The organism is Synechococcus sp. CS-1326 (genome assembly GCF_025128115.1).
Classification (GTDB): Bacteria; Cyanobacteriota; Cyanobacteriia; order PCC-6307; family Cyanobiaceae; genus Regnicoccus.
The window spans coordinates 107,847-123,074 of the sequence record NZ_JAHLYV010000035.1 but is presented as its reverse complement, the minus strand read 5'-3'; the positions used below and the strand labels follow the sequence as shown (position 1 = coordinate 123,074).

Sequence of the window (15,228 nt, the reverse complement as noted above, 5' to 3'; positions counted from 1 at the left end):
GCACCTTCAAACACCCCCCCAGCCCATGACGCGTTCCGTCTCCCGGCCCGTGCCGGAATTCCCCCAATCCGACCAGCAGCGGATCGAGCGGGAGCTGCTGCTGGGGGAGCGGATGCTGCGGGCCGGTGAACTGCAACAGGCTGATCCGCAGGCGATGCGGGCCTGCGCCTCGATCGATGCGGCCGGCTGGCAGGCCTTCGGCTGCCTGCCCCTGCGCCGGATCGGCGAACGCCTCGTCGTGGCAGTGCCGGCCGACTGGGGTCCAGAGCAGCGTGAAGCCATCACCAGCGCAGTGGCCCGCAGCGGCCTGCAGACCGACCTGCGGCTTGGCCTGAAACAGGAAATCGAAGCGGTGCTGGCCGATCGCCTGCTGGGTGGGTCGCCACCACCGGACGCTGACTCGGCAGCCACCAGGCCGGAAACCCAGATTCCAGCCGGAGCGCTGCCTCCACCGCCCGCCCGAATCTCCCTGCTGGAGGATCTCAGCCTCGACGAGCAGCTGGCCGAAGAGGAACAGGAACAGGACGGAGCCCTGAACCTGGAATCGAGCCTCAGCGCCTCCAACGCGTCACCAGTGGTGAGCCTGGTGAACAGAATCCTGATCCAGGCCCTCGACACGGACTCCAGCGACATCCACGTGGAGCCCCAGGAAGACGGGCTGCAGATCCGTTTTCGCCAGGACGGCGTCCTCCATCCCCTCGAGCAGCTGCCGAAATCGCTGATCCCCGCGATCACCTCCCGGCTCAAGATCATGGCCGACCTGGACATCGCCGAGCGGCGGATGCCCCAGGACGGACGCATCCGCCGCGTGTTCAAAGGGCGGTCGATCGAACTGCGGGTCAGCACCCTGCCGGGCCGCTGGGGCGAAAAAGTGGTGATGCGGCTGCTCGACAGCAGCTCCGCCCAGCTCAGCCTGGGGTCGCTGATCACCGATGCCGCCGCCCTGGCCAAGGTGCGGGCGCTCGGCTCCAAACCGTTCGGGATGGTTCTGGTGACAGGGCCGACCGGGTCCGGTAAGTCCACGACCCTCTATGCCCTGCTCTCCGAGCGCAATGACCCGGGCATCAACATCTCGACGGTGGAAGACCCGATCGAATATTCGCTGAAGGGAATCACCCAGACCCAGGTGAACCGGGACAAGGGGTACAACTTCAGCACCGCCCTGAGGGCCTTCATGCGGCAGGACCCCGATGTGCTGCTGGTGGGCGAGACCCGGGATGGGGAAACCGCCAAGACGGCCATCGAGGCCGCCCTGACCGGCCACCTGGTGCTGACCACCCTGCACTGCAACGATGCGCCGAGCGCCATTGCCCGCCTCCAGGAAATGGGAGTCGAACCGTTCATGGTCAGCGCCTCCCTGCTGGGGATCGTCTCCCAACGGCTGCTGCGGCGTCTGTGTATGCAGTGCCGGATCAGCTATCACCCCAGCGAAGAGGAGCTGGGCCACTTCGGACTGCTGGCCAGCCAGGAGGAGCGGATCAGCTTCTACCGGGCCAATCATTCCCATGACGGGAATCAACCAAGCTGCCCGACTTGCCAGGGAAGGGGCTACAAGGGAAGAATCGGTGTTTATGAGGTCTTGCGGGTGAACGACACGCTGGCCACAGCGATTTCCCAGGGGGCCAGCACCGATGTGATCCGCAAGATCTCCCTGGATGCAGGCATGAAAACCCTGCTAGGCTATGGACTGGATTTGGTGAGGGAAGGATACACAACTCTGGAGGAAGTGGAGCGCATGCTGCTCACCGATACGGAGCTGGAGTCGGAGCGGAGGATTCGAGCCCTCACCACACTCACCTGCCAGGGATGCGGGGCTGGCCTCAAGAGCGAGTGGCTGGAATGCCCTTACTGCCTCACCCCACGCGAATGATCCAGGCAGTCACCGGAAACAACCCTTTCATTCTTCGCTGAAACACCATGGAGGTCCAGATTGAAGAGTTGATGGAGAAGCTGGTTCAGGACAACGGCAGTGACCTGCACCTCAGCGCCGGCCAGCCCCCCTTCGGCAGATTCAACGGAGAGCTCAGGCCGATGCACGAGCAGACCCTGACGGAAGAAGCCTGCAACCGGATGATCTTCTCGATCCTCAATAACGGCCAACGCAAACAACTGGAGCAGACCTGGGAGCTGGATTGCTCCTATGGCCTGCGGGATCTGGCCCGATTCCGCGTCAACGTCTACAGCCAGAAAGGCACCTACGCGGCCTGCCTGCGAGCCTTGAGCAGCAACATCCCAACTCCACAGGATCTCAACCTTCCGCCCGTTGTCATTGAGATCACCAACCGACCTTCCGGGCTGGTGCTGATCACGGGACCGACGGGATCCGGCAAGAGCACCACCCTGGCCTCGATGCTGGATCACATCAATCATCACACAGCCAAGCACATCATCACGATCGAAGACCCGATCGAATTCACCTACAAGAGCGATCGCAGCCTGATCCATCAACGGCAGGTCAATGAGGACACCAAAAGTTTCGGCAATGCTCTCAGGGCGGCCCTGCGGGAGGATCCCGACGTGATTCTCGTCGGCGAATTGCGTGATCTCGAAACCATTCAGCTGGCGATCACCGCTGCTGAAACCGGTCACCTCGTCTTCGCCACCCTGCACACCAGTTCCGCCTCTCAGACCGTCGATCGCATGGTGGATGTGTTCCCCGGATCTCAGCAGACCCAGGTGCGGGTTCAGCTCAGCGGCAGCCTGGCGGCGATCTTCGCCCAGACGCTCTGCAGGCGGAGTCACCCTGGCCGCCACGCCTTCGGCCGGGTGATGGCCCAGGAAATCATGGTCAACACCCCGGCCCTGGCCAACCTGGTGCGGGAAGGCAAAACGGCCCAGATCTATTCCCAGATTCAGACCGGCGGCCAGCTGGGGATGCAGACCATGGAAAAAGCCCTCGCCAACCTCGTCGCCATCGGCGACATCGAACTCGACGAAGCCCGCTCCCATTCGGCCAAGCCGGAGGAACTGAACCGCCTGCTCGTCAGCGGCACCTGATCGCGCCCAGCCATGGCTTCCTTTCTCGCCACCTTCACCACCCCCCGCGGCGAAACCAGAGAACTCCAGGTCACAGCTGTGGACGTGGTCAGCGCCAGGCGGGATCTGCGCCGTCGCGGCATCGTTCCCAGCTCCCTGATTCCAGCCAGGACGGCAGCACAGCCCTCCTTCGCCGCCACCTACACCGACAGGCAGGGCCGAACCAAACAGCAGCAGATCACTGCCGCAGACCTGGAATCGGCCAGGCGGGAACTGCGCAGACGCGGCATCAGACCCAGCTCGATCATTCCCCTCGCCGCAACCCGCTCCAGCCAGGCCACCCAGGCGAAGGCCAAGGCTTGCAACCTGCTCAGCCGCGACCTCGGCGCCTTCTTCGAAGCCAAGCCCACCATCCGGGACAAGGCCCTCTTCGCCAACAAACTCTCGGCCCTGGTGGATTCCGGCGTGCCGATCGTGCGCAGCCTGACCCTGCTGGCGGCTCAACAGAAGAAACCACTGTTCCGTCGCGCCCTGGTGTCGATCGGCCGGGACATCAGCGAGGGCGAGAGCCTCGGCAAAGCGACACGCAAATGGCCCAAGGTGTTTGATCGGCTCAGTGTGGCGATGATCGAAGCCGGGGAACTCGGGGGCGTGCTGGATGAAACCCTCCAGCGTCTGGCCCTGCTGCTCGAGCAGAACGCCAGGCTGCAGAACCAGGTGAAGGGAGCGATGGGCTATCCGGTGGCCGTTCTGGTCATCGCCGTTCTGGTTTTCCTGGGGATGACGATCTTCCTGATTCCCACCTTCGCCACCATCTTCGAGCAGCTCGGCGCCGATCTCCCCCCCTTCACCCAGCTGATGGTGAACATCAGTGCCCTGTTGCGATCCCCATTCTCGATCTACCTGATCGGTGTGATCGTGATCGCCGCCTGGCTGTTCCGGGGCTTCTACAAGACCCCTGTCGGTCGGCGCCAGGTGGATGGAGCCCTGTTGAAGCTCCCCCTGTTCGGCGATCTGATCCAGAAAACAGCCACAGCTCAGTTCTGCCGCACTTTCAGCTCGCTCAGTCGGGCGGGCGTACCGATCCTGATGGCGCTTGAAATCGTCCGGGAAACAACCAACAATTCCGTGATCGGCGATGCGATCGAAGCGGCCCGTTCCGAACTCCAGAACGGAATCCCCCTCAGTGTGGCCCTCTCGAAAAAGAAGGTGTTCCCGGAGATGGCCCTGAGCATGCTGGAAGTCGGAGAAGAAACAGGGGAAATGGACAAAATGCTCTCCAAAGTGGCGGATTTCTACGAAGACGAGGTGGCCGCCGCGGTGAAGGCTCTCACCTCCCTTCTGGAGCCGGTGATGATCGTGCTGGTCGGAATCATCGTGGCCGCAATCCTGCTGGCCATGTATCTACCGATGTTCTCCATCTACGACAAGATCAGGTGAGTGAAGCCAAGGTCCCGATCGCCGATCCAGCCAGCCAGCCAGAGCTCCAGCAATGCTGGAAATTGAAGCCACCGGTCACCCCGTCCACATCAAGGAGTTCACCAGCGAAATACAACCCTTTCTGCAATCGGCTCTCCATGGTGGCGAGGTTGACCTCCCCCAGGGCCACGCCGCCGGCCGTCACGAACTCCTCGCCGAAGGGGCCGCGGCCCTTCACCCGGTAGCGGCTGGCGCCCAGGGCAACCACCAGACGCTGCTGCTCCGGGCGGCTCAGATCAGCCCAACGCTTGGCTGCATCGACCGAATGGGCTTCCAGGAGGTGACTCCATAGGCGCCGGCTCAGTTCCGGCCAGGGCCGCCAGTTGGCCAGCTGACGCCTGGCCTGCTCCCGGTGCGCCTTGGCGAAAACCTCCTCCAGCTCCGCCCGGGAGCGGCCACCACACCAGTCGACGCGCAACTCGGCCCGGTAGCCGCACTCCTTGAGGGCGCGGGCCGCAAACGCTGTCAGCCGCAGGGTGGCCGGGCCGCTCAGGCCCCAGTGGGTGATCAGAACCGGACCCCGTTGACGGAAGCGCTGATCAGGCAGCACCAGTTCCAGCTCGACCGGATCCATCACCACGCCGCTGAGCTGAGCGAGAGGATTGGCTTCCAGGGCCAGGGTGAACAGGGAGGGGACCGGCGCCACCAGGCTGTGACCGAGCTGGGCCGCCAGCTGCCGGCCACTGGGATGGCCGCCGGTGGCCAGCAGCAGCTGGGAGCAGCTCAACCGCTGCTGGCCTTGCCCCTGGGCATCAGCGGTGAGCCGCAGCTGCAGGCCAAAGCCCCCCTGGGGCAGCGGCTCCACCGACCGCAATGCCGCCCCCCGCCAGAGGCTGACCCCTGCCGCCTTCGCGGAAGCCTCCAGCAACTGGACAACGGAACTGGAGCGATTGCTGCGTGGAAACAGTCTTCCGTCTGGTTCCTCCACCAGCTCCAGGCCGCGCTCGGCGAACCAGGCCAGCGTGTCGCCGGTGGCAAAGCGGCTGAACGGCCCCCGCAGGGCCTTGCCCCCCCGCGGGTAATGGCCCACCAGGGCCCGGGGATCCCAGCAGGCATGGGTGACATTGCAACGGCCACCACCACTGATCAGCACCTTGCCGAGCGCCTGCGGGGTGGACTCCAGCAGCAGCACGCCCACCACCCCCCGCTCCGCCGCCGTGATGGCAGCCATGAAGCCGGCCGGTCCACCGCCCGCCACCACCAGAAACCGGTCAAAGGGCAGCATGGAGGGATGGCAGAGAGGCACGGTCAACCGGCGGCCACAGCGGCCGCCTATCGCTTCAGTGTGGCGCCGATGATGGATTGCACCGATCGGCACTTCCGGGTGCTGATGCGACAGATCACCCGCAAGAGCCTGCTCTACACCGAAATGGTTGTAGCCCAGGCCCTGCATCACGGCCGCCGGGACAGCCTGCTTGATTTCGACCCCTGCGAGAAGCCACTGGCCCTGCAGGTGGGCGGCGACGATCCCAGCCTGCTCGCCGAGGCGGCCAGGCTGGCTGCGGCCTGGGGCTACGACGAAGTGAACCTGAACGTGGGTTGCCCCAGTGAACGGGTACAGAAGGGCCGATTCGGAGCCTGTCTGATGGCCGAACCCGCCCACCTGGCCCGCTGTGTGGAGGCCATGGCCAGCGGTCCCCTGCCGGTGACGGTGAAGCACAGGATCGGCATCGACGACCGCGATTCCTACGCCGAACTGCTCCAGTTCGTGGACACCCTGGCCGCCGCCGGCGCCGCCCGCTTCAGCGTCCATGCCCGCAAGGCCTGGCTCTCGGGCCTGGACCCGAAGCAGAACCGCAGCGTGCCTCCGCTTCGCTACGACCTGGTTCACCGGCTCAAGCGGGAGCGACCCGGGCTCCTCTTCGAACTGAACGGCGGCCTGCTGGAGCTGGCCGCCTGCCAGGCCCAGCTGGAGCTGGTGGACGGGGTGATGGTGGGACGGGCCGCCTATGACCACCCCCTGCGCTGGGGGCGGGTGGACCGGGATCTGTTCGGCGTGACCAGCCGGCCAGCGGCATCGGCTTCCACGGTTCTGCGGGGCCTGATCCCCTATGTCAGCCGCTGGTGCGAAGGCGGCGGCAGGCTCTGGCCGATCGCACGCCACCTGGTGCATCTGGTGGAAGCGGTGCCGGGAGCACGCCACTGGCGGCGACGCCTGGGAGAAGCGGCGGCAGTCAGAAACGCCGGCCCCGAGGTGCTCGAGCAGGCGGCGGCAGCCCTGGAGCAGCAGGGACTCTGAGCAGGGATCAACCAGGGGCGAGGGGCTGCGGCCCGGCGCCCAGCCGCAACCGGGTGAGCCGCAACTGGTCGCGCACCTGGCTGAACCCCGTGCCCCCTTCACTGCGCCGGGCCGCCACCACCTGGCGGGGTTCGATCGCTGCGTAGACATCGGCTTCAAAGGCGGGATGGAGGCCCTGCCAGCGATCCAGGGGCAGATCCCGCAACAGCAGGCCCTCCAGCAGGCAGGTTTTGACCAGCCCGCCCACCAGGTGGTAAGCCTCCCGGAACGGCACGCCCCGGGCGACCAGATAGTCCGCCACATCGGTGGCGTTGGAGAAATCCGCCGCCACAGCCTGCTCCAGGCGTTCCGGCTGGAAGCTGATGCCCTCCTCGATCAGGATCGCCATCGCCTCCAGACAGTCGTGCGTGGTGCGCACCACATCGAAGAGGGCTTCCTTGTCTTCCTGAAAGTCCTTGTTGTAGGCCAGGGGCAGACCCTTGATCATCGTGAGCAGTCCCTGCAGGTGGCCGAACACCCGACCGGTCTTACCCCGCACCAGTTCAGGCACATCCGGGTTCTTCTTCTGCGGCATCAGGCTGCTGCCGGTGGCACAACGGTCGGTGAGCTGCACGAAGCCGAACTCCTCACTGGCCCAGAGAATCACCTCCTCCGCCAGGCGGCTGAGGTGGGCCAGGATCAGGCTGGCGGCAGCACTGAACTCCACGGCGAAGTCCCTGTCGCTGACCGCATCGAGGCTGTTGGCATAGATCGCCTCGAAACCCAGCTCGGCGGCGGTCGAGCGGCGATCAATCGGCACGGGGGTGCCGGCCAGGGCGGCGGCACCGAGGGGGCAGATGTTCACCCGTCGGCGCACGTCGGCGAGACGCTGTCGGTCACGTTCGGCCATCTCCACGTAGGCCAGCAGATGGTGGGCCAGGCAGAGGGGCTGGGCACGCTGCAGATGGGTGTATCCGGGAATCAGCGTGTCGGCATGGGCTTCGGCCTGGCCAAGCAGGGCGAGCTGAAAGCGCTGCAGCGAGCCATCAAGGCCATCAATCTTCTGACGGAGCCAGAGGCGCAGATCGGTGCCCACCTGATCGTTGCGGCTGCGGCCGGTGTGGAGCTTCTTGCCCAGGGGACCGAGCAATTCGATCAGGCGCCGCTCAACAGCGAAGTGCACATCCTCAGCTTCGAGGCCGGGGTTGAAGTGGCCGGCGGCGGCTTCGGCCCTCACCAGCTCCAGTCCCTCGATCAGCTGCCCGGCTTCGGCCGTCGTGATCACCCCGCAGCGGCCCAGCATGCGGGCATGGGCAATCGAGCCGTCCAGATCCTGGGGCAGCAGTTCCAGGTCGAAACCGATCGAAGCGTTGAAGCGCTCGATCGCCGGATTCAAGCCCTGCTCGAAGCGATCACTCCAGCCGGCGGCGCTGCCACCGGACACCCCTCTGGGCGGTTGGGATCTCTCTGCTGCCATCAACGCCGGTCCCGACCCAGCCGCCAAGCTTGCCGCATCAACCAGGGAAGGTCGGCAAGGCGACCTCCTCACGGACTTTCAACACCACCATGGAAGCGTCGTCATCCAGCGGGCGACTGACCCCGACAAAGCGATCAAGACGGGTGAACAGCTGATTGAGGATGTCCTGGGCGCTGAGACCGGCCTGGCTGGCGGCCTGCAGACTGCGGATCAATCTCCCTTCGTCGAAGCGCTCTCCACCGGGGCCGGGGGCCTCACTGACCCCATCGGTGTAGTACAGAACCACGTCCCCGGGCTCCAGCACCACCTGCTCGCAGCCGTACTCGGCATCGAGTTGCAGGCCGATCAGCAGCCCGGAAGCGTCGAGCCGCTCAACCCGATAGCCCTGGCGCCGGCACAGCAGCGGTGGATTATGGGCTGCATTGGCATAGCGGAGCACCCTGGTGAAAGGGTCGAAATCGGAATAGAACAGCGTGACGAACCGGTGGGACTGGGACAGATCCTCCTGGGCCAGCTGGTTGAGGTCATGGAGGATGCGGTCGGGGGGCAGGCGACTGAGCACCTCGGCCCGCAGCATCCCCCGCAGCAGGGTCATCAGCAGGCCGGCAGGCACTCCTTTACCCATCACATCGCCCATGACGAGGGCCCAGGGTGAGGTTTCGCGCTGGCGGCCGAGCCGTTCAGGATGGGTAGGAATGAAGTCGTAGTAGTCGCCTCCCACCTCGAAGGCTGGCCGGCAGCGGGCCGCCAGCTCCACACCATCGATCACGGGGCAATGGTCCGGCAGCAACTGGGCCTGAATCGCCGCACCGGTGCTGAGCTGGCGATCGAGCCGTTCGTGGCGTCGGCTGTCCTCCCGAAGCGAATCGTTCTCGATGGCCACAGCGGTGAGATCCGCCACCAGCTGGAGGTGGCGGTGATGCACCTCGCTCCAGCTCAGGCCAGCGTGGGAACCAAAGACATAAAGCCGCCCCCATGTGTGGTTGCGTGCCACCACCGGCGCGGCGAACACGGGGGCATCACCGAGCAGCATCGCCACCTCCTGATCCAGTCGTTCAGCGTCGAGTGGCTGATCAGCCAAGTCGGCAAGCTGGCGCAGAAGGTCTGAGCAGCGCTCCAGCGGGGAGCCATTCAGCTGCTCCTTCCAGAGCCGTCCATCTGCCTGGAGCACCACCAGCAGACTGCCCTCCGCTCCCACCAGACGGGAGCTCACCAGGGGCACCAACTCCAGAAAGCGGCTCAGATTGGTGAAGCTGCGCAGGGTGAAGCCGAGCGAAGCCAGCAGCTCCTGATTCCGCCGCTGCTCCCGGCTCAGGCTCTCCAGCAGTTGACGCATCGAAACCGCCGCCGAGAGAGACGGGTGGGGGCGCGGCGGTGAGGGCGGCACCCGTGGCTTCGGCGGGCGGCTCAACGGGATGGACTTGTTGGCTTTGAACGGTAGCAAGTTTGCGGCGGACCTCCTGATCAGCCGGTGCTGCGTCAAGCGCTAACGCGCCAGCAGCGCCTCGACGAACTCGAAGCCGTTGAAGGGGCGCAGGTCGCGGATCCCTTCGCCGGCGCCGATGAATCGGATCGGCAGCTCCGCTTCCGAGGCCACAGCCAGGGCCACGCCACCACGGGCGCTGCCATCAAGCTTGGTGAGCACCACACCCGTGAGGCCGGCGGCACTGGCAAAAGCCATCGCCTGACGCAACCCATTCTGACCCTGGCTGGCATCAAGAACCAGCAACGATTCCACAGCCGCCTCCGGTGCCAGCTTGTCGATGATGCGGCGCACCTTGGCAAGCTCCTCCATGAGATTGTGCTTGGTCTGGAGTCGGCCGGCCGTGTCGACCAGAACCAGCTCGATGCCCTTCGCCTTGGCGGCGCCGATCGCATCGAACACGACGGCGGCGGGATCGGCGTTGGCACTGGGGTTGGCGATCACCGCCACACCGCTTCGCTCGCCCCAGACAGTCACCTGCTGGACCGCGGCGGCACGGAAGGTGTCAGCGGCGGCGATCAGGCAGCTGTAGCCGCTGCGCACGGCCAGATTGGCCAGCTTGCCGAGGGTGGTGGTCTTGCCGACCCCGTTCACCCCCACCAGCAGCCACACGTTGAGGCGATCCCGCTCCGGGGCGAGCAGTTCGCGACCACTGGCCTTGATCGGTTGCTCCAGCTGGCTGCGCAGCTGTTCCTTGAGAAAACGGAATCCTTCAGCCGGATCCACCACCTCCACGTTCAGACGTTGGCGCAGGGCCTCCAGCACCCGATCCGTGGCTCTCACCCCCACATCGGCCCGCAGCAGCAGACTCTCGATGTCATCGAGCACCTCCGGGGTGAGTGGATCGTCACCGAGAGTTTCAAGCAGCTGGCTGACAAAACCCTGACGGGTCTTCTCCAGGCCGCGGCGCAGGCGTCCCAGCCAGTCGATCTCCTCAAGGGACACCTGATCGGCCTGCAGACCCTGGGCCGCCAGCACCTCGGCAGACCAGCTGAACTCAGCATCGAAACGGCCCAGGCTGGGCGCCGCTTCCTCAGCGTCGAGGGCGGGGGGCGGCGCCACGGCAATGTCCAGAAGCTCCGCCTGCCGTTGCTCACGTCCCGCCGCCGCCTGCTCCAGCAGGGACAGAGCCGGGCTGGTGGACTCTGTGCTGGGTTGGAGCGGTGCTTCCGGTTCGAAATTCGCTGCCGGCTCGATCTCTCGTGCTGCCTGCTGCTCGGCCTTCAGTCGGGCGTAGGCCTGCCTGGCCCAGGCCAACGCCTCCTGATCCACCCCGTCGGGGGCAGGAGCTGGCTGGCTGGAAACTGCCGGCATCACGCTGGAGGGCTCGGCCGAACCAGCTTCAGGAGCTTCCGTTCTGGCGTCCCGTTCCTGGGCATCCTGCTCGGGTTCGGGCCCTGCTGGGGGAGACGCATCCGGAGGGGCATCGGGGGGAGCGGCCCGGCGGTTGAACCAGTCGAAAACCATGGCTTGCTCAGGCGATCAGCGGGCTGTGGTCAGCCGCCGCAGGATGCCGTTGATCATCCGCCGTCCCTGCTCGTCGCTGTAACGGTTGGCAAGCTCCACGGCCTCATTGCAGGCCACAGCCGCAGGCGTTCCGAAACGCTGCAGATCCACGGCCGCCAGGCGCAGGATGTCACGGTCGATCCGGGGCAGCCGGGTCAGTCGCCAGCCTTCCATCACCCCATCGAGCTGCTGGTCGAGTTGCTCGCGATGCTCCAGAACAGCCCTGGCCCGATCAACCGCCCCGCGACGGATCTGCTCCTGGTCGGCGAGCATCAGCAAGCGGGGCAGTTCAAGGCCGGCGGAGAGCCGGTTGATCGCCTGCTCAGCGAGGGTCAGGCCGCTCTGGAGGTGTCGACGCACCCGAGGCAACTGGGCTTCGCCGTCGATCAATTCGCTGTCGAGCAGTTCCTGCTGGGCCTGTTGAAGATCGAGGGCGGAGCTGTCGAGGGCCTCACGCACATGCTGGCCGAGGCTGGCGAGGGCCTGCTGCAGAAGCGCATCGAGCGGCAGGTCGGAAGCGGGAAGGCGGTCATGGATCTGACCGAGCATCAGCAGGGCCAGTTCTCGGGAAACGGATCGACTCTGCATCAAGCAACAGGAAAAGGGGCTTGAGTGAACTCAGGCCTTGGTGGGGGGAGTGGAGGAAAACACCGGAGCACGCAACTGGGCGATCAGGCTGGAGAAGCTGCGGCTGGCCGTGCTGGCCCGCTCATCATCAGGGCTGACGATCCCGGCTGAAATGATCGTGCGGAAGGCATCCTCCACGGAGAGATCAACATCCCGTACGGCGCTCTCGGGCACCACCGCGTACCAACCGGTGGTGGGATTGGGTGCAGTGGGAATGAAGACACTCAGCATCGGCTCCTGAAAACCGCTTTGAACGGCGGCACCGATCACGCCGGTGACGAAACCGACCGCAAAAAGCCCCTGCCGGGGATATTCCACAAGCACCACCCGGCGAAAGCGGGTGGAGTTATCACGAAAAACGGTTTCGAGCAGTTGCTTGAGGGTTTTGTAGACCGATCCAGCCAGGGGAATCCTCTGCAGGGTGCCTTCGCCGAAATCAAGCAGCCAGCGGCCCACGATGTTGCGCGCCATCAGGCCGATCAACAGAATGGCCAACAGGGGAACCAGCAGTCCAACCCCCAGATTGATCAGATCCTGAAGAAGCGGATTGAGGGTGTTGAACGGATTGAACTGTTTTGGAATGGTGGTGAGAAAGGCCAGCACAAACCGGCTCACCGTGGTGGCAAGCCAGATTGTGGTTGCCAGTGGAATCACCACCAGCAGGCCGGCAATCAGATCATTCTTGAGATCCTGCTGCAGGCGTCCCGCCAGGGGTTGATCCGATCGTGGATTGGATTGAACCAACGGTGGGGCCGGATGACCGGCGATTCAACAGCTCCCCCCAACTTAACCAGCCATCGGCGGGGAAGGAGTGCAACGCACTCAGAGCACCGCCGCCAGAGCCACGAGGGTGAAGGCCACCGCCATCAGCACAGCAGTTGCCGTGCCGCTGTAAAGCCGCTGGTTGAGGGCAACACCGCTGGCCCTTTCCTCCTGCTTGAGCTGTTGCTCCATCTGCTGGAGCTGACGATCAATGAAGCCGCGGGCAGCCTGGAGCTTCTGATCGGCGCTGGCCTGGGGCGGCACCTGGCCAGCCTGCTCGGCCTGACGGATCAGCTGCTCGATCACCTGGGGATTCTTGCTCTGTTGCCTGGCCATCTCCAGCTGGCTGCGTTTCGCGGCCAGGGCCTGGTCGGTCTGGGCTGTCAGGGCTCCATCGCCGGTGATCGACAGAGGCACCGCGACGGCCAGGGCCACCGCCAGCAGCCCCGCAAGCACCGTGACCAGCCAGCGCAACGGGGTGCGCGGCTGATCGGGATGGTCGAGGCGGGAGCCGAACAACACGAGAAGCAGACCGACCAAGGCCATCGGCGACTGGCTGATCAACCTCTCCAGCACCAGTTGAACAAAGGCCGGCTCGCTCCAGGTACCCAGGACAGCCACCGCCATCACCTGGAGAACGAGCAGCGCCACCAAGGTGAGGCCGATCCAGCGCAACAGGTAGCCGAGGCGTCCAGAGGCGGGTGTGCTCACAGCAGAATGACGTTGTCCGAGAACTTTACGGGTGAGCTCAGAAGGGCAACCGGCCGGACCATCGGCCCTGACTCTGGCCCGGGAGCTGAAACGGGAGGCGGCTGCCCTGGGCTTCGAACCGGTGGGCCTCGCAGCCGTGCCGGCGGGCGAACGGATCGAGCTGCGCACAGCGGCGCTGCAGCGCTGGCTGGCCGCTGGCCATCAGGCCTCGATGGACTGGATGGCCGATCCAAGACGCCAGCGGATCGAGTCCCTGCTGCCAGGGGTGCGCAGCCTGCTGGCCGTTGGGCTCAACTACCACGTGGCCATGCAGAGGGTGCCCGGCAGCCTGGCCGTCGCCCGCTACGGCTGGGGCCGCGATTACCACCGGCTGATCGATGGTCGTCTCCGCCAGCTGGGGCGCTGGCTGGAGGGGCAGGTACCGGGGGTGCGCTGGCGAGCCTGTGTCGACAGCGCGCCTCTGCTGGACAAGGCCTGGGCCGAGCAGGCCGGCCTGGGCTGGATCGGCAAGAACGGCAACCTGATCCACCGACGGCATGGTTCCTGGTTTCTGATCGGTCACCTGCTCACCAGCCTGGAGCTACCGGCTGACAGCCCGGCCGAACCGCTCTGCGGCAGCTGCAATCGCTGCCTCGACGCCTGCCCGACCGGGGCCATCCCCGAACCCTTCGTGGTGGATGCCCGCCGCTGCATCGCCTTCCACACGATCGAAAACCGGGATCCTGTTCTGCCAGCGGCGATCAGTGCCGCCATGGGGCCTTGGGTAGCCGGCTGCGACATCTGCCAGGACGTCTGCCCCTGGAACCACCAACCTCTGGTCAGCAGCACCGATGCGGACCTGCAACCTCGACCCTGGCTGCTGAATCTGAAGGCGGAGGAAGCGATCAACTGGAGCGATTCCGACTGGGATCAGCGTCTGCGCGCCTCAACCCTGCGCCGGATCAAGCCCTGGATGTGGCGCCGCAATCTCCTGGCCAGCGCTGGCAGAACTGGCGCCTAGGCTGGTTGATCAATGGATTTCCTGGCATGGCACCGCGCTGGTTGGACATCCTGGCGGCTGCGCCCATTGCCCTGGCGATGGCCACAGGATTGTCGGCAGCTGTGGCGGCAACGGCTCCGGCCCTGGCCGTGGTTCCATATGTCTACCTGCCCCGCTCGCAGGAGCTGGAATCGGCGGGCCTGGGCATCGCCCAGGCGGCCAGCCGGCTGCTGCGGCTCGGCCAGGCCGAAGACGCCGCCAGGCTGGCGAGCCTCACCGTGCAACTGCTGCCCAACGATCCCCGGGGTTGGGTGTTGCTGGCGGAGGCCCAGCTGCGCAGCAATCAGGCCAAGCAGGCCAGCCTTTCCCTGGCCCAGGCCAAGCAGCTCGATCCGGGCAATCCGGGCATCTGGTTCGCCGAAGGGTCGCTCGCCCTGCGGGAAGGGCAGCCGCAGAAAGCCGTCGGTTTGCTGGAACAGGGAATCCGGTTGGATGGCAAGAACGCCGGTGCCCATTTCGATCTTGGCAACGCCCATCTGCTGCTGAACAATTCCACCGGTGCGCTGACGGCCTTCAAACGGGCGACGGAGTTGCGCCAGGACTTCTGGGAAGCGATCAACAATCAGGGGCTGGTGCTCTACGAGCTCGGCCGCCGCGAAGAGGCGATCGAGCGCTGGCGCCGTTGCCTGCGGATCAACGCCAGGGCGGCGGAGCCGATGCTGGCCCTGGCCAGTGCCCTCAACGCCAGCCCGGCCGGGCTAGAAGAGGCCAGGCAGCTGGCCAGCGCCGCCCTGGCGATCGAACCCAACTATGTGCTCGACGCCTTTCAGAAGGAACAGCTCTGGGGCAGCCGCCTGCGCAGCAGCACCAGCACTCTGCTCAGCCAGCCTGAGTTGAAAGGCTCCGTCGATCGGGCCAACGCCAATGCCACCGGTACGGCCAGCTCGGGCGACGACGACAGCTAGGCCCGGCTGCCGCCGGGAGATCGGCCCGGACGGGATCTGTAGGCT

General features: G+C 65.6%; 13 protein-coding genes. 6 read left to right on the top strand and 7 right to left on the bottom strand.

Annotated elements, in window-relative coordinates; all coding sequences use genetic code 11:
* The first annotated feature begins 25 nt into the window (after window positions 1-25).
* The 3 genes from KQ307_RS14440 to KQ307_RS14430 are packed head-to-tail and all read left to right on the top strand — an operon-like array spanning window position 26 to window position 4,416.
* Window positions 26-1,870 (top strand): GspE/PulE family protein, encoded by a 1,845-nt coding sequence (locus tag KQ307_RS14440; protein ID WP_259702614.1) that lies wholly within the window; start codon window positions 26-28, stop codon window positions 1,868-1,870.
* Window positions 1,871-1,917: 47 nt separating this feature from the next.
* Window positions 1,918-2,997 carry a type IV pilus twitching motility protein PilT gene (locus KQ307_RS14435; protein WP_259702615.1) on the top strand — a complete coding sequence of 360 codons (1,080 nt, stop codon included), beginning with the start codon at window positions 1,918-1,920 and terminating at the stop codon, window positions 2,995-2,997.
* A gap of 12 nt (window positions 2,998-3,009) precedes the next feature.
* Window positions 3,010-4,416, top strand: a complete 1,407-nt coding sequence (locus tag KQ307_RS14430) for a type II secretion system F family protein (protein ID WP_259728369.1) — start codon at window positions 3,010-3,012, stop codon at window positions 4,414-4,416.
* On the opposite strand, the gene KQ307_RS14425 is transcribed toward KQ307_RS14430, so the two are convergent.
* A complete protein-coding gene (locus tag KQ307_RS14425) occupies window positions 4,409-5,680 on the bottom strand; it encodes an NAD(P)/FAD-dependent oxidoreductase (RefSeq protein ID WP_259728368.1) in 1,272 nt (423 codons plus the stop codon). The two genes, KQ307_RS14430 and KQ307_RS14425, sit on opposite strands and share 8 nt — an antisense overlap.
* A gap of 6 nt (window positions 5,681-5,686) precedes the next feature.
* On the opposite strand from KQ307_RS14425, the gene dusA reads away from it, so the two are divergent.
* Window positions 5,687-6,694: a tRNA dihydrouridine(20/20a) synthase DusA gene (gene dusA, locus KQ307_RS14420; RefSeq protein WP_259728367.1), complete on the top strand. Its 1,008-nt coding sequence runs from the start codon at window positions 5,687-5,689 to the stop codon at window positions 6,692-6,694.
* A 7-nt stretch (window positions 6,695-6,701) separates the two neighbouring features.
* Here the strand turns inward: dusA and argH are convergent, their stop codons facing one another.
* The 6 genes from argH to KQ307_RS14390 all read right to left on the bottom strand — a co-directional run bounded on the left by argH (window position 6,702) and on the right by KQ307_RS14390 (window position 13,239).
* Window positions 6,702-8,150: an argininosuccinate lyase gene (argH, locus tag KQ307_RS14415; protein ID WP_259702618.1), complete on the bottom strand. Its 1,449-nt coding sequence runs from the start codon at window positions 8,148-8,150 to the stop codon at window positions 6,702-6,704.
* Window positions 8,151-8,187: 37 nt separating this feature from the next.
* Complete coding sequence (locus KQ307_RS14410) at window positions 8,188-9,561, bottom strand: PP2C family protein-serine/threonine phosphatase (RefSeq protein ID WP_399235176.1); 1,374 nt, start codon at window positions 9,559-9,561, stop codon at window positions 8,188-8,190.
* 75 nt (window positions 9,562-9,636) lie between these two features.
* Window positions 9,637-11,100, bottom strand: a complete 1,464-nt coding sequence (gene ftsY, locus KQ307_RS14405; RefSeq protein WP_259728366.1) for a signal recognition particle-docking protein FtsY — start codon at window positions 11,098-11,100, stop codon at window positions 9,637-9,639.
* Window positions 11,101-11,115: 15 nt separating this feature from the next.
* The gene (gene nusB / locus KQ307_RS14400; RefSeq protein WP_259702620.1) at window positions 11,116-11,727 is read right to left on the bottom strand and encodes a transcription antitermination factor NusB; all 612 of its coding nucleotides are present in this window, start codon (window positions 11,725-11,727) and stop codon (window positions 11,116-11,118) included.
* 30 nt (window positions 11,728-11,757) lie between these two features.
* Window positions 11,758-12,510 (bottom strand): DUF502 domain-containing protein, encoded by a 753-nt coding sequence (locus KQ307_RS14395; protein ID WP_259702621.1) that lies wholly within the window; start codon window positions 12,508-12,510, stop codon window positions 11,758-11,760.
* A gap of 78 nt (window positions 12,511-12,588) precedes the next feature.
* Window positions 12,589-13,239 carry an HpsJ family protein gene (locus KQ307_RS14390; protein WP_259702622.1) on the bottom strand — a complete coding sequence of 217 codons (651 nt, stop codon included), beginning with the start codon at window positions 13,237-13,239 and terminating at the stop codon, window positions 12,589-12,591.
* 31 nt (window positions 13,240-13,270) lie between these two features.
* On the opposite strand from KQ307_RS14390, the gene queG reads away from it, so the two are divergent.
* Together queG and KQ307_RS14380 are read left to right on the top strand one after the other, a co-directional pair.
* Complete coding sequence (gene queG, locus KQ307_RS14385) at window positions 13,271-14,239, top strand: tRNA epoxyqueuosine(34) reductase QueG (protein WP_259728365.1); 969 nt, start codon at window positions 13,271-13,273, stop codon at window positions 14,237-14,239.
* Between the two features lie 26 nt (window positions 14,240-14,265).
* A complete protein-coding gene (locus KQ307_RS14380; RefSeq protein WP_259702624.1) occupies window positions 14,266-15,183 on the top strand; it encodes a tetratricopeptide repeat protein in 918 nt (305 codons plus the stop codon).
* Window positions 15,184-15,228: the final 45 nt, after the last annotated feature.